Here is a 20,570-nt window from a genome sequence, read left to right as displayed (position 1 = left end):
GTTGTCGCGGCTGCCGCCATGCAAGGCCGCCATGCGCTGCTGGCCCACCGAGTCGAAGCGCGCCAGGGACGCCTGGGCGCGGGCGATGGTGTCGTCGTCCAAGTGGGAGATCAGTTTATCGGCGGCTTTCCAGGCCTCCTCGTTGGTTTCACGCACGATCACATGCAAGCGAATGCCGAAGCGCAGGGTGCGCCCGAGCTTGTCGGCCTTGGCCCGCACCTGCGCGATCTTTTCCGCCACCGCTGCCGGTGGTTCGCCCCAGGTCAGCACCATTTCAACTTGTTCGGCCGCCAGGTCCTGGGCCGCCTCGGACGACCCGCCAAAATACAGCGGCGGGCGTGGCTGCTGGACCGGCGGGTAGAGCAATTTGGCGCCCTTGACGCTGATGTGCTCGCCGTCGTAATCCACGGTTTCGCCTTCAAGCACGCGGCGCCAGATGCGGGTGAATTCCACCGAGGCCTGGTAGCGCTCTTCGTGACTGAGGAACAAGCCGTCGCCGGCCAGTTCCTCCGGGTCACCGCCGGTGACCAGGTTGAACAGTGCGCGGCCGCCGGAGAGGCGATCCAGGGTCGCGGCCTGACGTGCGGCTACCGTCGGGGAAATGATCCCGGGGCGCAGCGCGACAAGAAATTTCAGACGCTGGGTCACGGGGATCAGCGAGGCCGCCACCAGCCAGGAGTCTTCGCAGGAGCGCCCGGTCGGGATCAACACCCCGCCGAAGCCCAGGCGGTCGGCGGCCTGTGCCACTTGTTGCAGGTAACCGTGATCGACGGCGCGAGCGCCTTCGGCGGTGCCGAGGTAATGACCGTCGCCGTGGGTAGGCAGGAACCAGAAAATATTGAGGCTCATGGAGTTGTCTCCTGAAGAAGTCGGATTACGGCGCTTTGGCAACAGCGGCGGGTGGGGTCCAGATCACGTCCTTGATGCTCAAGGGCTTGGGAATCAATTTGAGCTGGTAGAAGGTGTCGGCGATTTTCTGCTGGGCCGCGACCACTTCCGGCGTCAGGAACAGTGCGCCGTAGCCCTGGCGTTTCACCGAGGTCAGGGTGATATCAGCCGGCAGGCCGAGCAGCGGCGCGACCTGGTCAGTCACTTGCTGCGGGTTAGCCTTGGACCATTCGCCCACGGCGCGCACTTCTTCCACCAGCGCCTTGATCACCTCGGGATGCTGTTCGGCGTAAGGCTTGGTGGCCAGGTAGAACTGGTGGTTGTCGGCAATACCGGTGCCGTCGCGCAGGGTGCGCGCTTGCAGCTGTTTCTCGGCGGCGGCCTGGTACGGGTCCCAGATCACCCAGGCGTCCACGCTGCCGCGCTCGAACGCGGCGCGGGCATCGGCGGGCGGCAGGAACACGGTTTTCACGTCGGTGTAGTTGAGGCCGGCGTCTTGCAGGGCACGCACCAGCAGGTAATGCACGTTGGAGCCTTTGTTCAGGACGACGGTTTTACCCTTGAGCTCAGCCACCGACTTGATCGTAGAGTCTTTGGGCACCAGGATCGCTTCACTGGTCGGCGCCGGTGGCTCATAGGCCACGTAAAGCAGATCCGCACCGGCGGCCTGGGCGAACACCGGTGGGGTTTCGCCGGTGACGCCAAAGTCGATGGAGCCGACATTCAGGCCCTCAAGCAGTTGCGGGCCACCGGGGAACTCGGTCCATTGCACCTGCACGCCCTGCGCAGCCAGGCGCTTTTCCAGCGAGCCCTTGGCCTTGAGCAGCACCAGCGTGCCGTACTTCTGATAACCGATCCGCAGGGTGTCTGCGGCGTGGGCTTGAACGATGGCGCCGAAGGACACAGCCGCAGCAAACAGTGCGACCAGACCGCGACGCAAAATGACAGTGCGCATGGCGCTCTCTCCAAATATGCGAATGGGGTAGTGGCTGCACCTGCTTGGCCGTTGGCGGCTGAGTAAGGTGAGTGTTTCCAGATGTCGGGGTAAGGCTCAAATGCTCCAGCGAGCACTCAACAAGCGTTCATTCAGTACATGCGGGTCCAGCGGCTTCGGGCGGCGGGCCATGGCGCTGTAAAACTGCTCCAGGGCTTCCTGCAGACGCTGTTCAAGCACCGGCACCAACTGCGCCTGGGCACTGCCTTCGCCGTAGGCGATCTGGCTGTCTTCGGCAAAAATCCCGTGGAGCAATTCCTGCGCCTTCAGCGCCGACAACACCGGCTTGAGGGCGTAATCCACCGCCAGCATGTGCGCGATGCTGCCGCCGGTGGCCATCGGCAACACCACCTTGTGGGCCAGGGCCCGCTCGGGCAGCAAGTCGAGTACCGTCTTCAGCGCACCGGAGAACGAGGCCTTGTACACCGGCGTGGCGATCACCAGGCCATCGGCATTCGCCACCTGCTGCAACAGGTCGATGACCTTGGGGCTGTCGAACCGCGCATGCAGCAGGTCTTCGGCCGGGAAGTCACGGATCTGGTAACTCACCACTTCCACGCCCTGGTCCTGCAGCCATTGACGGGTTTTCTCCAGCAAAACCCCGGAGCGGGAACGCTGACTGGGACTGCCTCCAAGTGTTACGACCAGCATGTAGGGAATTCCTTACGCAAGTGTCGGCGGTTCGCTGTGCAGCGATGACGCCAAGGTGGAACAGACCTTAGCAGCAGATTAATATATCTTTAAATCTTATTTATTCATTTGTTTATTCCATAAAAACATATGCGGAAAACAGATCGCCACGCGAAAAAAAAGGCCATCGAAATGGCCTGAAAACCCCTGCTTGAAATGCGCTCAACATGTGAGAGGGGGCTTGCCCCCGATTACGGTGTGTCAGTTACCAAATTTTCACCTGATCCACCGCTATCGGGGGCAAGCCCCCTCCCACACTGGTCCTGTTTCCAGGTTTGAGCTGTGTTAACGGTTGGGTTGTGGCGTCAGGCGCAGGTATGGCTTCACTGCACGGTAGCCCTTGGGAAAGCGTTGCTTGATCTCTTCCTCGTCCTTGAGCGATGGCACGATCACCACGTCATCGCCGTCCTGCCAGTTGGCCGGTGTGGCGACCTTATGGTTGTCGGTCAACTGCAGCGAGTCGATCACCCGCAGGATTTCGTGGAAATTACGGCCGGTGCTGGCCGGGTAGGTGATGGTCAGGCGGATCTTCTTGTTCGGGTCAATCACGAACAGGGAGCGCACGGTGAGGGTGTCGCTGGCGTTGGGGTGGATCAGGTCGTAGAGATCGGACACCTTTCGGTCGGCATCGGCCAGGATCGGAAAATTGACGACGGTGTCCTGGGTTTCGTTGATGTCTTCGATCCACTTGTGGTGCGAGTCCACCGGGTCGACCGACAGCGCGATGGCCTTGACGCCGCGCTGGGCGAACTCATCCTTGAGCTTGGCGGTGAAGCCCAACTCGGTGGTGCACACCGGCGTGAAGTCCGCGGGGTGGGAAAACAACACACCCCAGCTATCGCCCAGCCATTCGTGGAAACGAATCTTGCCGGCGCTGGAATCCTGTTCGAAGTCGGGGGCGATATCGCCCAGTCTTAGGCTCATGGTGTGGCTCCTGATGAGTGCTTATGGAGCCCACTGTGCATGCATAGGGGGATTTTTAAAAAGAATAAATATCGATTTATCTAGACGATAAAGGAATATTAAAGATCTGTTCATTGGACGTGATCAGCACTGAAGAGCACCATCTTCTTCAAGGTTCGAGAAGGCCTTGAGACGCTGTACAAAGAGGGTTCAGGAAGGGCTTGCGGGGGTTGAGCCCGACTTGAAAAGCAAGACACCTTGCCCGGCATTGCGCCGGGCAAGGTTTTACAGTCTTACAACAGCGGGATCGAGTAGCTGACGATCAAGCGGTTTTCGTCCTGGTTACGCGCGTTGGCGATATCGCTGCGCCACATAGCATTCTTCCATGCCACGCCGACGTTTTTCAGCGGACCTTCCGGTACGACGTAGGCAACAGTGATGTCACGTTCCCACTCGGACTGGCCGGTGAACTCGGTACGGTTGCTGGCAACGGTGTCGATATGGTCGCCTTTGAGGTAAACCACACCGGCGGTCAGGCCAGGTACGCCGACTTTGGCGAAGTCATAGGAGTAGCGAGCTTGCCAGGTACGCTCGCCGGCACGGGCGAACTTCTGGATCTGCATGTCGGTCGTGATGTAGGCCGACGAGCCGTCACCCTGGTTCAGCCAAGGGAAGTCGCTGCTGCCGTTGCTGACCTGGTAACCACCACCGAAGGTGTGACCGGCAACGGAGTACAGGAACAGGCCGCTGTACAGGTTGTTGTCGACTTTGCCGCGACCGGAGTTGACGCCACCGTAGTTGCCTGTGGAGAAGTAGGCGGACTGGTTGCCGTTGTTACCGTCGTCGGAGCTGTTGAAGTAACGCAGGTCAGACTTCAACACGCCCGGACCGATGGCCCAGTTGTGCGTCAGGCCCAGGAAGTGCTGCTTGTAGAAATCTTCCAGGTTGCCGTAGTAGTACTGGGCGGTCAGATCCTTGGTGATCTTGTAGTCGCCACCGGCGTAGTAGAACTTGTTGCTCGAACGCCAGTTCACGCCACGGCTGTTGGCGCCGGAGATGGACAGGCTTTCGTTGTTGCTGGAGTTACGGCCCTTGGCTTTTTCGATCTGGCCGGCGACCAGGGTCAGGTCCTTGATGTCGCTGGAGGTGATCTGGCCACCCTGGAAGGTCTGCGGCAGCAGACGACCATCGTTGGTCACGATAACCGGCAGCTTGGGCTGCAAGGTACCCAGCTTCAATTCAGTCTGGGAAATCTTGGCTTTGGCAGTCAGGCCCAGGCTCGAGTAGTTATCAACGGCTTCGCCATTGGACTTGCTCGGGAAGATGGTGCCGCCGTAGGACGTGGCAGTCGCGCCGTTGGTGCCGCCGCCGGAATCCAGGCGAACACCCAACAGGCCGATAGCGTCAAGACCGAAGCCAACGGTGCCTTGGGTATAACCGGAGATGAAACGCAGATCGAAGCCTTGGCCCCATTCTTCGTTCTTGCTCGGGTTAGCCGTGCCTTCGCGGTTATCGGTGTTGATATAGAAGTTACGCAGACCCAGTGTGGCCTTGCTGTCTTCGATGAAACCGGCAGCGCCTGCTTGCTGGGCGATTGCGCCCAACGCTACAGCCACAGCCAAGGTGGACTTCTTCATGTACCGCTCCTCTCATTTCTAATTTTTGTATTTCTTTGGTCTCGGGTCTGACGCCCTTGATCCAACAGATGCGCGATTAGCGCCGGATAGTGACCACCAAGTCAATCGTAACCTTGTGTGTCTACTACCTTCGTCTAATAGCAGTTGATTTGGTCCCTGCAGGGTAATGAGTTTTTCATACACCCAAAAAGAATTATTTCATTCTTTTTCATACGATCCAGGAATAAGCGAATTCGTGAAACAGGCTGGTCAGGATAGACGACCCCGTCCACAAGCTAATTCCTAAAGGGTATTTTTTACTGCTTTTTTAGATCGATTAGTGTTGACGTTCCATTGCATACGTCACTGATGATCAAAAAGGCGACGCCATCATGGCCAAAGGCACATCATTCCGTCAATTTGTTACAGTTTTTGTATCGGTATTAGTTTCTTTTGATGTCAACGGCTGACGGCCTCTACGAACACGCTATCGGCACATATCAACGCTTCTGAAGGGGCATCAAGCGTTGGGATAAACGCGGTCCAATGTGGGAAGGGACAAGCCCCCTCCCACATTTGGATAGGTATTGGCTGCCAGGCCGGGTTTACAAAGCCTTCTCGAAAATCTTCGAGTTGCGCTGATAGTTGTACAGCGATGCCCGCGCCGACGGCAGGCGGTCTACGCTGCTCGGCACAAAGCCGCGTTCACGGAACCAGTGGGCGGTGCGGGTGGTGAGGACGAACAAGGTCTTCAGGCCCTGGGCCCGGGCACGGGTCTGGATGCGCTCAAGCAACACATCGCCGCGCGCGCCATGGCGGTATTCCGGATTCACCGCCAGGCACGCCAATTCACCCGCATCCGAATCCGCGATCTGATACAACGCCGCGCAAGCGATGATCATCCCTTCGCGCTCGACCACGCTGAACTGCTCGATCTCGCGCTCCAGCACTTCGCGCGAGCGACGCACCAGGATGCCCTGCTCTTCCAGCGGGCTGATCAGGTCGAGCAAACCGCCGACGTCCTCGATCGCCGCTTCGCGCACCAGTTCGAATTGCTCCTGGGCGACCAGCGTACCGCCGCCATCGCGGGTGAACAGTTCGGTGAGCAAGGCGCCGTCTTCGACATAGCTGACAATATGGCTGCGCCCTACTCCGCCACGGCAGGCCTCGGCGGCGGCATCGAGCAGCTCGGCCTGGTAGTTGCTGCCCAGACGTTGCAGGTGGGCCGGCACTTGCTGCGGTCGCAGCTCGCGCACCAGGCGGCCGTTTTCATCGATAAGACCGAGATCGGCGCCGAACAGCAGCAATTTGTCGGCACCCAGGTCGATGGCGGCGCGGGTGGCAACGTCTTCGCAGGCCAGGTTGAAGATTTCACCGGTGGGCGAATAACCCAACGGCGACAGCAGCACGATGGAACGCTCGTCCAGCAGGCGGCCGATGCCTTTGCGGTCGACCCGGCGCACTTCGCCGGTGTGGTGATAGTCCACGCCTTCGAGCACACCGATTGGCCGCGCCGTCACCAGATTGCCGCTGGCCACCCGCAGGCGCGAGCCCTGCATGGGCGATGAGGCCATGTCCATGGACAGACGCGCTTCGATGGCGATACGCAGGTGCCCCACCGCGTCGATTACGCACTCCAGGGTTGCCGCATCGGTAATGCGCAAGCCGTCGTGATAAGCCGGAACCAGGCCGCGCGCTTCAAGGCGGGCTTCGATTTGCGGACGCGAGCCGTGGACCAGTACCAGTCGCACACCCAGGCTGTGCAACAGCACCAGGTCGTGGACGATATTGCCGAAATTCGGGTGTTCCACACCATCGCCGGGCAGCATGACCACAAAGGTGCAGTCGCGGTGAGCGTTGATGTAGGGCGAAGCGTGACGAAGCCAATTAACGTAGTCGGGCATAACACCTGGGCCTGTAATAAAAAGCAGCCAAAAAGGGATCAATCGTGAAAGCGCACAGCGGGCTGATGGTTATCGTCGGAACAGGCTTGGCGACACGCTCACTCTCCTTCTATGTACGAACAGGCAGGGGTTAATTTATGCGGGTTTCAGGCAGTAATGTTCGATCAGTTCCCGCAATAGACGCACTGTAGGCGTCAAGCGTGACATTTCGAGGTATTCGCCCGGCTGGTGCGCACAGGCGATATCGCCAGGGCCTAGCACCAGGGTTTCGCAACCAAGGCGCTGAAGATAAGGCGCTTCGGTGCCGAACGCCACCGCTTCGGCGCGATGACCGGTCAAACGCTCTGCGACCCGCACCAGTTCGGCGTCTTCCGGCTGTTCGAACGGCGGCACTTCGGGGAACAGCGGCGCGTAGTCGATCTTGACCTGATGACGCTCGGCCAGGGGTTGCAGCTTCTGCCGGATGGCGGCGCGCAGAACCTGCGGGTCCATGCCCGGCAACGGCCGCAGGTCGAATTCCAGGGAGCATTGGCCGCAGATGCGGTTGGGGTTGTCGCCGCCATGGATACAGCCAAAGTTCATGGTCGGCTGCGGCACGCTGAACTGCGGGTTGCGGTATTCGCGTTGCCAGGCCAGGCGCAGGCCGCGCAGTTCGCCGATGGCGTCGTGCATGGCTTCCAGGGCGCTGTGGCCCAGGCTCGGGTCCGATGAATGGCCGCTTTGGCCAAGAATGTCGATGCGCTCCATCATCACGCCTTTGTGCAGGCGGACCGGCTTGAGCCCGGTCGGCTCGCCGATCACCGCTGCGCGGCCCAGCGGGCGTCCGGCTTCGGCCAATGCCCGAGCGCCGGACATGGAGCTTTCTTCATCGCACGTGGCGAGGATCAGCAGCGGTTGCTTGAACGGTTGATCGAGCAGCGGCAACACGGCTTCGATGACCAGGGCAAAGAAGCCCTTCATGTCGCAACTGCCCAGTCCTACCCAGCGGCCGTCGACTTCCGTCAGCTTGAGCGGATCGGTTTTCCACAATGCCGCGTCGTAGGGCACCGTGTCGCTGTGACCGGCCAGCACCAGGCCGCCGGGGCCGCTGCCAAAGCTGGCCAGCAGGTTGAATTTGCCGGGGCTGACGTGCTGGATGTCGATGGCAAAGCCCAGGTCGCCCAGCCAGGTGGCGAGCAGATCGATCACCGGGCGGTTGGTCTGATCCAGCGACGCTTGAGTGCAACTGACCGACGGCGCGGCAATCAACGCGGCAAACTGCTCTTTCATGGACGGTAACGGCATGCGCGGTCTCCAACTTCCCGGATGAGCCCCACTATAGAGCCATCTGCACGACACAATAAACCGTTGCGGCACGTTGCCGGGCTCAGTCCTGTACACTGCACGACCTTGGCAGCCACACTTTTCCCCGGCTGCGCTCCCGATCCTGGATTTTCCGGCCATGCAGAAAGAAACCGAAATCAAGCTCCGCGTCAGCCGCGAAACACTCGCCGCGCTGCGTGAGCACCCGCTACTGAAAAAACGCAACAAAAGTGGCTGGGAACGCCGTGAGTTGATGAATCAGTACTTCGACACCCCCGAACGCGACCTGGCCCAGGCCAAGGTGGCCCTGCGCCTGCGCAAGGACGGTGACGACATCATCCAGACCCTCAAGACCCGCGGCCAAAGTGTTGCCGGCTTGTCGGAACGTAACGAATACAACTGGGACCTGCCCAAAGCCAAGCTCGACGTGAAGAAGCTCGACGGCGAGTGCTGGCCCGAGCAACTGGCCGAGCTGGACAAAAAGACCCTCAAGCCGATCTTTACCACCGACTTCGTGCGTGAACGCGCCGAAATCGCCTGGGGTCGCGGCAAGGCCAAGGTGGTGATCGAAGCCGCCCTGGACCTGGGCCATGTGGTCGTCGGCAAGCAGAAGGAAGAAATCTGCGAGCTGGAACTGGAACTGCGCGAAGGCGAGCCCGCAGCGTTGCTGGAGCTGGCCGCAGAATTGGCAGCGACCCTGGCGCTGATGCCCTGTGACATCAGCAAGGCCGAACGTGGCTATCGCCTGTACGACGCCAGCAGCTATTCCCTGAGCCTGCCGGCACCGCAGATTCACGCCGAAATGCCGTTGGACGATGCCTTCGCCGCAATCATGTGGCACCTGCTGGGCAGCAGCCAGCGCCTGGCCGAGCAATATCGCTTCAATGGCCACTGGCGTCTGCTGCAGGATTGGGTCGAGAACCTCGGCGAATTGCGCGCCCTGATCGGCAGCCTCGGCCAGGCCGCGCCGCGTCAATCCACCAGTGAGCTGCGCAGTGCCCTCGATGCGTTGCTGGAAGACTGGCGCCCGCTGGTCCAGGCCGGTGACGACGATGAAGACATTCGCAAAGCCGCACCGGAGCAGTTCGTTGAAGAATTGCAGGATGTGCGCTGGGGCCTGTTCTCCCTGAACACCTCGCGCTGGCTGCTGGCCCGCACCTGGACCGAAGCGCGCAACGTGCGTGGCAACCGTCAGGGCGCCGCGCAGATCACCAACTGGCTACCGCGCCTGTTGGCCGATGACGCCGTTGCCCTGCAACTGCCGCGTTACCAGCAGCAGCCCGAAGACCTGGCCGAGCAATTGCCGCGCATCGAACGCATCCAGGCCTGGCTGCACCATGCGCGCCACGTGGTGGACATCCCGGAACTGGACCGCTTGTACGGCGAGCTGAACAAGCTGGCGCACCTGGCCAACCAGCCGATTACCGATGAGTCGCTGGATGCGCGGATGCACCAGGCGATTGCGGTGTATCAGAATCGGGCCTGGAAGACCTTGCTGCGCCTGTAATATCGCCATCGGGGGCAAGCCCCCTCCCACATTGGATTGCGTTCCCCTGTGGGAGGGGGCTTGCCCCCGATGAGGCCGCCTCTGTCAGCGCAATACTGGCAGGCTGGTGGTGGACTTGATCTCCGACAAAGCCACAATCGAATTGACCTCCTGAATCCCCGGCACCATCGACAACTTGTCAAAGAAAAACCGCTCGTACGCCTCGATGTCCGACGCAACAATGCGCAATAAAAAATCCACCGCCCCCATCAGCACGTAACACTCCAGCACTTCCGGAAAGCCACGAATTGCCTCGGTGAACTCGGTGAAGTTGGATCGACCGTGGGCGTTGAGTTTGACCTCGGCGAAGATCTGCGTGTTGAGGCCGATTTTCTTGCGGTCCAGCAGCGTCACCTGGCCGCGAATCACGCCTTCTTCCTTCAACCGCTGGATGCGCCGCCAGCAGGGCGACTGGGACAGGCCGACCTGTTCGGCAATCTGCGCGCTGGAGAGCGAGGCGTCCTCTTGCAGCAGGGCCAGGATACGGCGGTCATACACGTCCAACTCACTGTGCATAAAAATACCTTCTAGGGCGCTTATCTTGAATTAACTGATTCAATTTTCTGCGATTCATGCGCATCTTAGATAAGAAATCTCCGAAGGCGAATGTAAAAATTTCTCCAGTCGAATCTGGAGAGTCAGCATGCACGCCGTCGAAACCGTCCACCCTGTCACCCGCGCCGATGCGTGGGCTGTCGATAGCCTTCAGTGCGAGGCCCATTATCGGATCGCTGCAGAGGCGGAACCGGACGTGCTGTGCCGGGTACTGAATTACTTCGCGCTGCAATTTCTCACGCCCAGCCAGGTGATCGTGAACAGGCAAGACGACCTGCTGCATATCGACATCGTGATGGAAGGCCTGAGCTGGCATCGCGCCCAGGTGATCGGTGAAAAGTTTCGAAACCTGATCAGCGTGTGTTCCGTTGAGCTGTGGCCGGCAGGTAGCGCGCGGCCTCACGCCGTGGTGGCAGCCTCTCGGCAAAAGCCTGCAATACACGCCCAGGGCGAATGTTCAGAAGCTGGCTAGCCTGGGATTACACCCCGACGCCAGGAACCTCCATGTCTCCCGTCCTGCAAGATCGCCCTCTGGAACTGCAACAGTTGCTGCCTGCATTGATCGAGCAGCAACTGATTACGCCAGAGACGGCGCGACAGCTATCGTCCGCGCCTGCCAGCGCCCGGCACCCGCTGGAAACGATCGCCGCACAAGGGCCCTGCCTGGAAACACTGACGCAGTGGCTGGCCCGGCACGTCGATCAGCCTTATCTGCGCATCGACCCGCTGAAGATCGACGTGGCGACGGTGGTGCCGCTGATGTCCCACGCCTTCGCCCAGCGTCACGCCATCCTTGCAGTGGCCGTGGATGCGCGCAGCGTGACGGTTGCCAGCGCTCAGCCCCATGTCAGCGGCTGGGAGGCCGGGCTGTCCCAGGTACTCAAACGCTCGATCAAGCGCGTGGTGGCCAACCCCCAAACCCTCCAGCGCTGTATCAATGAATTTTACCGTCTGGCCAGATCGGTCAGCGGTGCCGACCAGCAAATGGCGCCCCCCGGTACTGTCGAACGGCTCAGCCTGGGCGCCGGCGATAGCGAGCCGCATGCCGATGACGCGCATATCGTCAATATCGTCGACTGGCTGTTGCAATACGCCTTTGATCAACGGGCCAGCGATATCCATATCGAGCCCTGCCGCGAACAGGGGCGTGTGCGCTTTCGCATTGACGGGCTGTTGCATGACGTCTACCAATTTCCGCCCCAGGTCACCACAGCTGTCGTCAGCCGACTGAAAAGCCTTGGGCGTATGAATGTGGCGGAAAAGCGCAAGCCCCAGGATGGGCGCATCAACATGAAAACGGCGGGCGTTGAAGTGGAACTGCGCCTGTCGACCTTGCCCACCGCCTTCGGCGAAAAGCTGGTCATGCGCATTTTTGATCCCCAGGTGCTGCTCAAGGATTTCGATCAACTGGGGCTGTCCGCCGACGATCAGCAGCGCTGGCAGATCATGACCCGACAGGCCAACGGCATCATTCTGGTCACCGGCCCCACCGGCTCGGGCAAGACCAGCACGCTCTACAGCACCCTCAGGCAACTGGCGACCCGGGAGGTCAACCTGTGCACGGTGGAGGACCCCATCGAAATGGTCGAGCCGGCATTCAACCAGATGCAGGTGCAGCACAACATCGACCTGACCTTCGCCAGCGGTATCCGCGCGTTGCTGCGCCAGGACCCGGACATCATCATGATCGGCGAGATTCGCGACCAGGAGACCGCCGAGATGGCGATCCAGGCAGCGCTGACCGGGCACCTGGTGCTGTCAACGCTGCACACCAACGATGCGCCGAGCGCCATCAGCCGCTTGCAGGAGTTGGGCATCGCTCATTATTTGATCAAGGCGACGCTGATAGGCGTCATGGCACAGCGCCTGGTGCGCGTGCTGTGCCCCCATTGCAAACGCGGCGTGGCCGACGTCTACGCAGCGGTCGGGTGTGGAGAGTGCCGCGACAGTGGCTATCGGGGCAGGGCCGGGCTTTACGAGATCATGGTCCTGGATGAAACCCTCAAGGCGCTGATCACCCCCGGCGCTGACGTTCAGGCCTTGCGCCATGCCGCACTCGGGCAAGGCATGCACAGCCTGCGGATGGCCGGCATGCAAAAGATGAAGGCGGGGCTGACAACGCTGGCGGAGGTCCTCAGGGTTACCCCTGGGGATTCAGAAACAAATCCTTTGAGCATTGGGCAATGAAACCGTCCTTATCCGTGACGACACCGTTACAATCGACCGAACGTCGTGTCACTGACATCATCAGATAGGGAATCGCAATGCAGATCGGAACCGTACTGCTTCTTTTCGTGGGATTGGCCATTGCCATCCTGTTCATGGGTTTCAAGGTGGTGCCCCAGGGCTACCAGTGGACCGTCGAACGTTTCGGCCGCTATACCAACACCCTCAAGCCCGGCCTGAACATCATCATCCCGGTCATGGACCGCATCGGCCGCAAGATCAACGTGATGGAAAGCGTGCTGGATATCCCGCCCCAGGAAGTGATTACCGCCGACAACGCCACCGTGCAGATTGACGCCGTGTGCTTCTTCCAGGTGGTCAACACTGCCCAGGCCGCGTATGAGGTGAACAACCTCGAACATGCCATTCGCAACCTGCTGCAAACCAATATCCGTACGGTGCTCGGTTCCATGGAGCTGGATGCCATGCTCAGCCAGCGCGACGGTATCAACGAAAAGCTGCTGCGCACCGTCGACGAAGCCACGGCGCCGTGGGGCATCAAGATCACCCGTATCGAAATCAAGGACATCAGCCCGCCCGCCGACCTCATGGCGGCCATGTCCGGGCAAATGAAAGCCGAACGGATCAAGCGTGCGCAGATCCTCGAAGCCGAAGGCCTGCGAGCCTCGGCGATCCTTACCGCCGAGGGCAAGAAACAGGCGCAGATCCTCGAGGCAGAGGGTAGCCGCCAGGCCGCCTTCCTCGAATCCGAAGCCCGTGAACGTCAGGCCGAGGCTGAAGCCCGCGCGACCCAGGTGGTCTCGGAAGCGATCGCCTCCGGCAACGTGCAGGCGGTGAACTACTTCGTCGCGCAGAAATACATCGATGCCCTGGGCAAGCTGGCATCGGCCAACAACAGCAAGGTTATCCTGATGCCGCTGGAAGCCAGCCAGGTGATTGGTGCCGTGGGCGGTATCGGCGAGATCGTCAAAGCCACCTTCGACAACAAGAAAGGCTGAGGTCGCCACCATGTGGGATTTCCTGCAGCATCTTTCGTTCTGGGACTGGTTGGCGCTGGGCACCGTGTTGTTGATTCTTGAGGTGTTCGGTGCCGGAGGCTACCTGTTGTGGATGGGTATCGCCGCAGCGGCCGTGGGCGTGATCAAGTTTATCGTCCCGCCCCTTGGACTTGAGTGGCAACTGCTGCTGTTCGCCCTGTTGTCGATATTGACGGCCGTGTACTGGTGGCGACGCCAACGCAGCAGCGCCAAGGCCAGCGACCAGCCCGGCTTGAACGAGCGCGGCTCAGAGCTGGTCGGGCGCACGTTCGTGGTGCATCAGGCGATAGTGGACGGCAGGGGCAAGGTCAAGGTCGGCGATGGCGTATGGATGGTCACCGGTACCGATGCCCCTGTAGGCGCTCAAGTCCGCGTGATTGGGCAGGATGGCGTGGTTTTAAAGGTTGAAACTGTTTAGTCAGTGATGGAACTGGATAAGGTTAACTACAATCAAAACGTACAGATAACCCACCGGAGTCACCCATCATGCGTCTTAAATATGCTGTCGCAACCCTCGCTGTGCTCTCCCTCCCTGTCGGCTCAGCCATGGCCGACAGCTTCTGGCGTAATGTCATCTCGTCGGGCGCCACCACCGGCTCGACCTACCTGACCTTCAAGGACCACAAAATGGTCGTCGCCGCCCAGGATGACGCCGGCAGCTTCGTCGCCAGCGACGGCGGCATCCGCGGCCCGTATCTGGAGGCGGCCATGCAGAAAGTGCGCGCCGACAACCCTGGCCTGCAGGCCACGGACATGGAGCTGGCCAACGCCATCCTCGCGAAGAACGCTGTTACCGAGTAACGACTACAGCGTAAAGAATGCCGCTTTTTCAAGCGGCATTTTTTTGCCTGCAACATGACGAATCGTTCACGGGCGACAGGCTATATTCAGTCGAGCCGTGCAACCATGCAGGACTCACACGTCCATCACTCATCGCCTACCGGATGCCTTCTTCGTCATGAGCCAACAGCCTTTCCTGCCGTTCTCCAAACCTACCATTGACGAAGCCACGATCTCGGCGGTCGGCGATGTCCTGCGTTCCGGCTGGATCACCAGTGGGCCGAAGGTGCAGGCATTCGAAGCGCAGTTGTCGGAATACTTTGGCGGCCGCCCGGTGCGCACCTTCAACTCCGGCACCTGCACCATGGAAATTGCCTTGCGCATCGCCGGTATCGGGCCTGGGGATGAAGTCATCACGACGCCGATCTCCTGGGTCGCCACAGCCAACGTCATCCTCGAGGTGGGCGCCACCCCGGTCTTTGCCGATATCGACCCGGTCACCCGCAACATCGATCTGGCTCAGGTTGAAGCGGCGATCACTCCACGCACCAAGGCAATCATCCCGGTCTACCTGGCCGGTTTGCCCCTGGATATGCCGATGCTCTATGCGCTGGCCAACAAGTACAAGCTGCGCATCGTCGAGGATGCCGCCCAGGCGCTCGGGTCCAGTTGGGACGGCGAACGCATCGGCGCTACCGGCGACTTCGTGTCGTTCAGCTTCCAGGCGAACAAGAACATCACTTCATCCGAAGGCGGCTGCCTGGTGCTGAACAACGCCGAAGAAGCCCGCCTGGCCGAGAAATACCGCCTGCAAGGCGTGACCCGCAGCGGTTTCGACGGCCTGGATGTGGACGTGCTGGGCGGCAAGTTCAACATGACCGATATCGCCGCTGCCATCGGCCTCGGGCAATTTGCCCACATCGAGAAGATCACCGCCCATCGCCAGAACCTGGCACGCCACTACTTCGAATGCTTCGGCAGTGATTTTGAACAACAGTACGGCGCGCAACTGCCGCCGGCGGACTTCGAAAACAGCAACTGGCACCTGTTCCAACTGGTATTGCCGGAGCGTCAGGATGGTCTGCCCGCCCGCGCTACGTTTATGGAGCAGATGCAGGCCCTTGGCGTCGGCATTGGCTATCACTACCCGCCCATCCACCTGCTGAGCCTGTATCGGGCACAGGGCTTCAAGGAAGGGATGTTCCCGGTGGCGGAGCGTGTTGGGCGATTGATCGTGTCGTTGCCGATGTTCACGGCGATGACGGAGGCGGATGTGGAGCGGGCTGTGGCGGCGGTCAAAACGGTATTGAAAGCAGGCTGATCAATTAATGTGGGAGGGGGCTTGCCCCCGATTGAGGTGGGTCAGCCACTGATGAGGAGACTGACACTCCGCCATCGGGGGCAAGCCCCCTCCCACATTGGGTTCTGTGTTACTCGCCGATAGCGGCTTTGTAGCCGGCAGCGTCCAGCAATTTCTCCAGATCAGCTGCGTTGCTTGGCTTGAGCTTGAAGATCCAGGCGCCGTAAGGGTCGGAGTTCAACAGCTCAGGACTGCCGCTCAACTCTTCGTTGACCGCAATCACCTCGCCTGCAACCGGGGCATAGATGTCCGAAGCCGCCTTCACCGACTCAACCACACCTGCCTGGCCCTGGGCTTCAAATGTGGCACCCACCTCGGCCAGCTCAACAAACACCACATCGCCCAACGCTTCCTGAGCATGGTCGGAGATCCCGACGGTCACGCTGCCGTCGGCTTCCAGACGGGCCCACTCATGACTTTCGGCAAAACGCAGGTCGGCAGGGATATTGCTCATAGTCTGTGTCCTCAAGAAGAAATGTCAGCGGCCGGTGGCCCGCCGGAAAATAGTTAGATCAAGGTTTTGCCATGGCGGACGAAGGTCGGCTTGACCACTCGAACCGGGTACCACTTGCCGCGGATTTCCACTTCGGCCCGGTCGGCAGTCGCTGTCGGTACACGCGCCAGGGCAATGGATTTGCTTAGCGTAGGTGAGAAACTACCACTGGTGATCTCCCCTTCGCCAACATTGGCGATACGAACCACCTGGTGAGCACGCAGAACCCCACGTTCTTCCAGGACCAGCCCGACCAATTTGAACTGCACACCGGCCGCTTTTTCCGCTTCCAGCGCGGCGCGGCCGATAAAATTGCGCCCTGCCGGTTCCCAGGCGATGCTCCAGGCCATGTTGGCCGCCAGGGGCGACACCTGCTGGTGGATATCCTGACCATACAGGTTCATGCCGGCCTCCAGGCGCAAAGTATCGCGCGCGCCGAGGCCGATGGGGGAAATTCCGGCGCCCACCAGGTCGTTGAAAAAACCCGGCGCCTGGTCCGCAGGCAGGACAATTTCCAGGCCGTCTTCGCCGGTGTAACCGGTGCGGGCGATAAACCAGTCGCCGTCGGCCTGGCCTTCGAACGGTTTGAGCTGATGGATCAGGGTGCCACGGGACTGGGTCACCAGTTCGGCGATCTTCTGCCGCGCGTGAGGACCTTGAATGGCGAGCATGGCCAGCTCGGAGCGCTCCTGCAGTTGCACCTGATAGCTGCCCAGTTGCGCCTGCATCCAGGCCATGTCCTGATCACGGGTGGCGGCGTTGACCACCAGTCGGTAACCGGTTTCGGTACGGTAGACGATCATGTCGTCCACCACCCCGCCCTGCTCGTTGAGCATGGCGCTGTACAACGCGCGGCCGCAGCCGTGCAATCGATCGACATCATTGGCCAGCAGGTGCTGGAGCCATTCCTTGGCCTGGGGGCCGGTGACATCGATCACGGTCATATGAGATACATCAAACACCCCGCAGTCGCGCCGCACCTGATGGTGCTCCTCAACTTGCGAGCCGTAATGCAAAGGCATATCCCAACCGCCAAAATCGACCATTTTCGCGCCGAGGGCGAGATGCAGGTCATACAGAGGCGTACGCTGTCCCATGGGTTTCTCCTTCCGGGCTTGGCGAAGGTGCGCAGAGCTGCCACTTGCGCCGAACACCTTGAACGACAAGGCCCGCAGCCACATACAGCAGGTCGATCCGAAAGACGGAGCACACCGAATGCCGCGCATTGTAGCCGCAAGCTGTAGGACTGGCACCTAGCCGATTTGTCGTGCGGAGCGTCGGATCAACCCGATGACCGGCAGCAACCCGACCAGCACCAGGGTCAACGCCGGCAGCGAGGCCCGCGCCCATTCCCCTTCACTGGTCATTTCAAAGATGCGCACCGCCAGGGTGTCCCAGCCAAACGGGCGCATCAGCAAGGTGGCGGGCATTTCCTTGAGCACATCGACAAACACCAGCAGCGCCGCGCTCAGGGTGCCGGGCAGCAACAGCGGCAGATACACCTTGCAAAACAGTTGTGGCCCACTCACGCCCAGGCTGCGTGCGGCCTCGGGCAACGACGGGCGAATACGCGCCAGGCTGTTTTCCAGAGGCCCGTAGGCGACCGCCAGGAATCGCACCAGATACGCCAGCACCAGCGCCGACAGGCTGCCCAGCAGCAACGGCTTGCCCGCGCCGCCCAGCCAGCCCGACAGCGGCACCACCAGTTCGCGGTCCAGATAGCTGAAGGCCAACATGATCGACACCGCCAACACCGACCCGGGCAAGGCATAACCGACATTCGCCAGGCTGATGCCGGAGCGGATCGCCCGCGTCGGCGCCAGGCGGTTGGCGAACGCCAGTATCAGCGCCACGCTGACAGTCACCAGCGCCGCTATCCCACCCAGGTACAGCGTATGCACGATCAGGCCGGTGTAGCGCTCATCCAGATCGAAGCGGCCGCGCTGCCAGAACCAGGCCACCAGTTGTAGCATCGGGATCACAAACGCGCAGGCGAACACCAGGCCACACCAACCGCTGGCCGCGGCCGCCTTGAGCCCACGCAGGTGATACAGCGCCTTGCTGCGCGGGCGCTCGTTGCCGGGCCGGCTCGCTCCCCGCGCGCGCCGCTCGCCATACAGCACCAGCATCACCACCAGCAACAACAGGCTGGCCAGTTGGGCGGCGCTGGACAGGCTGAAAAAGCCATACCAGGTTTTATAGATGGCGGTGGTGAACGTGTCGAAATTGAACACCGAGACCGCACCAAAATCCGCCAGGGTTTCCATCAGGGCCAAGGCGACACCGGCACCAATCGCCGGCCGCGCCATGGGCAGCGCCACGCGCCAGAACGCCTGCCACGGCGACTGGCCCAGCACCCGTGCCGCTTCCATCAAGCCCTTGCCCTGGGCCAGGAATGCCGAACGCGCCAGCAGATAGACATAGGGGTAGAACACCAGCACCAGGACGATGATCACGCCGCTGGTGGAGCGCACGCGGGGCAGGCGCAGCCCCGCGCCGAACCCTTCGCGCAGCAGGGTCTGCACCGGGCCTGCAAAGTCCAGCAGTCCTACGAACACGAAGGCCAGCACATAGGCCGGAATCGCAAAGGGCAGCATCAACGCCCAATCCAGCCAGCGCCGTCCCGGGAACTCGCAGAGGCTGGTCAGCCAGGCCAGGCTCACCCCCAGCAAGGTCACGCCAACGCCGACGCCGAGTACCAGGGTCAAGGTGTTGCCCAGTAAGCGAGGCATCTGCGTGTCCCACAGGTGGGACCAGATTTGTTGATCGATGCTTTGCCAGGACAGCAACAGCACGCTCAGCGGCAGCAGCACCAGGGCGGCGACGGTGAAGACCGGCAGGTACCAGCGGCGTTGGGCGGGGTGGGCCAAGAGCAAATTCCCTGGGAATGGACTGTCTGACAGCAGACATAAAACAGTGCGGGAGGTGGCCGTCTGTAGGAGCGAGCTTGCTCGCGAAAAACGTCAACGATAACGCGCGCTTCCTGAATGAACGCGGTGCCTGTGAGTTTTTCGCGAGCAAGCTCGCTCCTACAAAAAGCTTTAACGATTTAGAAACTCAGTTCCAACCGGCGCGGTCCATCAAGCGGATCGCCTCGGCCTGACGCTTGCCCGCCACTTCCACCGGCAAGGTATCGGCCACGAATTTGCCCCAGGTCGCCACTTCGGCCGACGGCGGTACCGCCGGGTTGGCCGGGAACTCCTGGTTCACGTCGGCGAAGATCTTCTGCGCCTCGGGCGTGGTCATCCATTCCACCAGGGCCTTGGCCGCTGCCGGGTGTGGCGCGTGTTTGGTCAAGCCAATGCCCGACAGGTTCACATGCACGCCACGGTCGCCCTGGTTCGGCCAGAACAGCTTCACCGCCAGGTCCGGCTTCTGCTTGTGCAGGCGACCGTAGTAGTAAGTGTTGACGATACCCACGTCGCATTGCCCGGCGTTGATCGCCTCCAGCACGGCGATATCGTCGGAGAACACGTCGGTAGACAGGTTATTCACCCAGCCTTTGACGATTTCTTCGGTCTTGGCCGCGCCGTGGGTCTCGATCAGCGTGGCGGTCAGGGACTGGTTATAGACCTTTTTCGCCGTGCGCAGGCACAGGCGGCCTTCCCACTGTTTGTCGGCCAGGGCTTCGTAGGTGGTCAGGTCGCCCGGTTTTACCCGGTCGGTGGAATAGGCGATGGTGCGCGCGCGCAGGCTCAACCCGGTCCACGCATGGGCCGAGGAGCGGTATTGCAGCGGAATATTCTTGTCGATCACCTCGGAGGTGAACGGCTGCAGGATGCCCATCTGCTCGGCCTGCCAGAGGTTGCCGGCGTCGACGGTGAGCAGCAGGTCAGCGGTGGCATTTTCGCCCTCGGCCTTGATGCGCTGCATCAGCGGGGCTTCCTTGTCGGTGATGAACTTCACCTGTACGCCGGTCTTGCGGGTATAGGCGTCGAACACCGGCTTGATCAGTTCGTCGATGCGCGAGGAGTAGACCACCACTTCGTCGGCGGCCTGCGCGGTGGCGCTGCCGATCAGGGTGAGTGCCAGGGCAGTCAGGAGGCGCTTGGATGCCAACATGGGTGCGGTCTCTCATTTGCAAAAAGTGCGCAAATGATAAGGACTCACATTTGGTAACGCTTGATGGAGGCGTTACCAGATGTTGCACGGTTTGAGGTATGTGTGAGGGCTGGCGGCCTCATCGGGGCATAGGTATCTACACAACCCAGCAGCGCCCAACCGTAACCACGATGCGAAGCGAGTCGCTCTTGATCTGCTTTTGATCCTAGGCGCCCCGTTAAACCACGCTGGCCGAACGCAGGCTTGAATCCGT

Annotated in this window: 19 protein-coding genes; 7 read left to right on the top strand and 12 right to left on the bottom strand. The window is 60.9% G+C overall.

Translation table 11 applies throughout. The features are described from left to right. From ssuD to argE, 7 genes are all read right to left on the bottom strand, one after another. The coding region (gene ssuD / locus BFP90_RS18600) for an alkanesulfonate monooxygenase (protein ID WP_065897675.1) at positions 1-849 on the bottom strand (849 nt) is incomplete at its 3' end. Positions 850-874: 25 nt separating this feature from the next. Then, positions 875-1,843 (bottom strand): sulfonate ABC transporter substrate-binding protein, encoded by a 969-nt coding sequence (locus BFP90_RS18595; RefSeq protein ID WP_065887041.1) that lies wholly within the window; start codon positions 1,841-1,843, stop codon positions 875-877. Positions 1,844-1,939: 96 nt separating this feature from the next. Next, positions 1,940-2,533: an NADPH-dependent FMN reductase gene (ssuE, locus tag BFP90_RS18590; RefSeq protein ID WP_057723407.1), complete on the bottom strand. Its 594-nt coding sequence runs from the start codon at positions 2,531-2,533 to the stop codon at positions 1,940-1,942. A 324-nt stretch (positions 2,534-2,857) separates the two neighbouring features. Next, positions 2,858-3,496, bottom strand: coding sequence for a peroxiredoxin (locus BFP90_RS18585; protein WP_065887040.1), 639 nt, complete (start codon positions 3,494-3,496; stop codon positions 2,858-2,860). 272 nt (positions 3,497-3,768) lie between these two features. Next, positions 3,769-5,112, bottom strand: coding sequence for an OprD family porin (locus BFP90_RS18580; RefSeq protein ID WP_065887039.1), 1,344 nt, complete (start codon positions 5,110-5,112; stop codon positions 3,769-3,771). A 584-nt stretch (positions 5,113-5,696) separates the two neighbouring features. Continuing rightward, positions 5,697-6,995 carry an amino-acid N-acetyltransferase gene (argA, locus tag BFP90_RS18575; protein WP_065893887.1) on the bottom strand — a complete coding sequence of 433 codons (1,299 nt, stop codon included), beginning with the start codon at positions 6,993-6,995 and terminating at the stop codon, positions 5,697-5,699. Positions 6,996-7,130: 135 nt separating this feature from the next. Continuing rightward, positions 7,131-8,279: an acetylornithine deacetylase gene (gene argE, locus BFP90_RS18570; RefSeq protein WP_065897674.1), complete on the bottom strand. Its 1,149-nt coding sequence runs from the start codon at positions 8,277-8,279 to the stop codon at positions 7,131-7,133. Positions 8,280-8,436: 157 nt separating this feature from the next. On the opposite strand from argE, the gene BFP90_RS18565 reads away from it, so the two are divergent. Next, the gene (locus BFP90_RS18565) at positions 8,437-9,804 is read left to right on the top strand and encodes a CYTH domain-containing protein (RefSeq protein ID WP_065887036.1); all 1,368 of its coding nucleotides are present in this window, start codon (positions 8,437-8,439) and stop codon (positions 9,802-9,804) included. An 84-nt stretch (positions 9,805-9,888) separates the two neighbouring features. On the opposite strand, the gene BFP90_RS18560 is transcribed toward BFP90_RS18565, so the two are convergent. Then, complete coding sequence (locus BFP90_RS18560; RefSeq protein ID WP_043046970.1) at positions 9,889-10,359, bottom strand: Lrp/AsnC family transcriptional regulator; 471 nt, start codon at positions 10,357-10,359, stop codon at positions 9,889-9,891. A gap of 127 nt (positions 10,360-10,486) precedes the next feature. Here BFP90_RS18560 and BFP90_RS18555 point away from each other — a divergent pair, with 127 nt between their 5' ends. From BFP90_RS18555 to BFP90_RS18530, 6 genes are all read left to right on the top strand, one after another. After that, positions 10,487-10,870, top strand: a complete 384-nt coding sequence (locus tag BFP90_RS18555) for a hypothetical protein (protein WP_065893889.1) — start codon at positions 10,487-10,489, stop codon at positions 10,868-10,870. A 32-nt stretch (positions 10,871-10,902) separates the two neighbouring features. After that, complete coding sequence (locus BFP90_RS18550) at positions 10,903-12,585, top strand: GspE/PulE family protein (protein ID WP_065897673.1); 1,683 nt, start codon at positions 10,903-10,905, stop codon at positions 12,583-12,585. Positions 12,586-12,662: 77 nt separating this feature from the next. Next, the gene (locus BFP90_RS18545; protein WP_003176797.1) at positions 12,663-13,583 is read left to right on the top strand and encodes an SPFH domain-containing protein; all 921 of its coding nucleotides are present in this window, start codon (positions 12,663-12,665) and stop codon (positions 13,581-13,583) included. Between the two features lie 10 nt (positions 13,584-13,593). Continuing rightward, entirely contained in the window at positions 13,594-14,040 is a 447-nt protein-coding gene (locus BFP90_RS18540) for an NfeD family protein (RefSeq protein WP_065887032.1), read from the top strand. Positions 14,041-14,108: 68 nt separating this feature from the next. After that, positions 14,109-14,423: a DUF2388 domain-containing protein gene (locus BFP90_RS18535; RefSeq protein ID WP_057723397.1), complete on the top strand. Its 315-nt coding sequence runs from the start codon at positions 14,109-14,111 to the stop codon at positions 14,421-14,423. A 157-nt stretch (positions 14,424-14,580) separates the two neighbouring features. Continuing rightward, positions 14,581-15,723, top strand: coding sequence for a DegT/DnrJ/EryC1/StrS family aminotransferase (locus BFP90_RS18530; protein WP_065887031.1), 1,143 nt, complete (start codon positions 14,581-14,583; stop codon positions 15,721-15,723). A 109-nt stretch (positions 15,724-15,832) separates the two neighbouring features. On the opposite strand, the gene gcvH is transcribed toward BFP90_RS18530, so the two are convergent. The 4 genes from gcvH to BFP90_RS18510 all read right to left on the bottom strand — a co-directional run bounded on the left by gcvH (position 15,833) and on the right by BFP90_RS18510 (position 20,317). After that, on the bottom strand, positions 15,833-16,216 hold the full coding sequence (gene gcvH / locus BFP90_RS18525; protein WP_065887030.1) for a glycine cleavage system protein GcvH: 384 nt from the start codon (positions 16,214-16,216) through the stop codon (positions 15,833-15,835). 53 nt (positions 16,217-16,269) lie between these two features. Then, positions 16,270-17,352, bottom strand: a complete 1,083-nt coding sequence (gcvT, locus tag BFP90_RS18520) for a glycine cleavage system aminomethyltransferase GcvT (RefSeq protein ID WP_065897672.1) — start codon at positions 17,350-17,352, stop codon at positions 16,270-16,272. Positions 17,353-17,508: 156 nt separating this feature from the next. Then, positions 17,509-19,125: an ABC transporter permease gene (locus tag BFP90_RS18515; protein ID WP_065893893.1), complete on the bottom strand. Its 1,617-nt coding sequence runs from the start codon at positions 19,123-19,125 to the stop codon at positions 17,509-17,511. A gap of 187 nt (positions 19,126-19,312) precedes the next feature. Then, entirely contained in the window at positions 19,313-20,317 is a 1,005-nt protein-coding gene (locus tag BFP90_RS18510) for an extracellular solute-binding protein (RefSeq protein WP_065887027.1), read from the bottom strand. Positions 20,318-20,570 lie beyond the last annotated feature (253 nt).

It is taken from the genome of Pseudomonas sp. 24 E 13 (genome assembly GCF_900004715.1).
GTDB classification, from domain to species: domain Bacteria; phylum Pseudomonadota; class Gammaproteobacteria; order Pseudomonadales; family Pseudomonadaceae; genus Aquipseudomonas; species Aquipseudomonas orientalis_A.
The sequence above is the reverse complement of the archived record's forward strand: the minus strand, read 5'-3'. Positions and strand labels throughout refer to the sequence as shown.

Bases quoted from the DNA above. Each gene is read 5' to 3' on its own strand.
- BFP90_RS18595 (WP_065887041.1), bottom strand. From the start codon at position 1,843: ATGCGCACTGTCATTTTGCGTCGCGGTCTGGTCGCACTGTTTGCTGCG.
- ssuE (WP_057723407.1), bottom strand. From the start codon at position 2,533: ATGCTGGTCGTAACACTTGGAGGCAGTCCCAGTCAGCGTTCCCGCTCC.
- BFP90_RS18585 (WP_065887040.1), bottom strand. From the start codon at position 3,496: ATGAGCCTAAGACTGGGCGATATCGCCCCCGACTTCGAACAGGATTCC.
- BFP90_RS18580 (WP_065887039.1), bottom strand. From the start codon at position 5,112: ATGAAGAAGTCCACCTTGGCTGTGGCTGTAGCGTTGGGCGCAATCGCC.
- argA (WP_065893887.1), bottom strand. From the start codon at position 6,995: ATGCCCGACTACGTTAATTGGCTTCGTCACGCTTCGCCCTACATCAAC.
- argE (WP_065897674.1), bottom strand. From the start codon at position 8,279: ATGCCGTTACCGTCCATGAAAGAGCAGTTTGCCGCGTTGATTGCCGCG.
- BFP90_RS18565 (WP_065887036.1), top strand. From the start codon at position 8,437: ATGCAGAAAGAAACCGAAATCAAGCTCCGCGTCAGCCGCGAAACACTC.
- BFP90_RS18560 (WP_043046970.1), bottom strand. From the start codon at position 10,359: ATGCACAGTGAGTTGGACGTGTATGACCGCCGTATCCTGGCCCTGCTG.
- BFP90_RS18555 (WP_065893889.1), top strand. From the start codon at position 10,487: ATGCACGCCGTCGAAACCGTCCACCCTGTCACCCGCGCCGATGCGTGG.
- BFP90_RS18550 (WP_065897673.1), top strand. From the start codon at position 10,903: ATGTCTCCCGTCCTGCAAGATCGCCCTCTGGAACTGCAACAGTTGCTG.
- BFP90_RS18545 (WP_003176797.1), top strand. From the start codon at position 12,663: ATGCAGATCGGAACCGTACTGCTTCTTTTCGTGGGATTGGCCATTGCC.
- BFP90_RS18540 (WP_065887032.1), top strand. From the start codon at position 13,594: ATGTGGGATTTCCTGCAGCATCTTTCGTTCTGGGACTGGTTGGCGCTG.
- BFP90_RS18535 (WP_057723397.1), top strand. From the start codon at position 14,109: ATGCGTCTTAAATATGCTGTCGCAACCCTCGCTGTGCTCTCCCTCCCT.
- BFP90_RS18530 (WP_065887031.1), top strand. From the start codon at position 14,581: ATGAGCCAACAGCCTTTCCTGCCGTTCTCCAAACCTACCATTGACGAA.
- gcvH (WP_065887030.1), bottom strand. From the start codon at position 16,216: ATGAGCAATATCCCTGCCGACCTGCGTTTTGCCGAAAGTCATGAGTGG.
- gcvT (WP_065897672.1), bottom strand. From the start codon at position 17,352: ATGGGACAGCGTACGCCTCTGTATGACCTGCATCTCGCCCTCGGCGCG.
- BFP90_RS18510 (WP_065887027.1), bottom strand. From the start codon at position 20,317: ATGTTGGCATCCAAGCGCCTCCTGACTGCCCTGGCACTCACCCTGATC.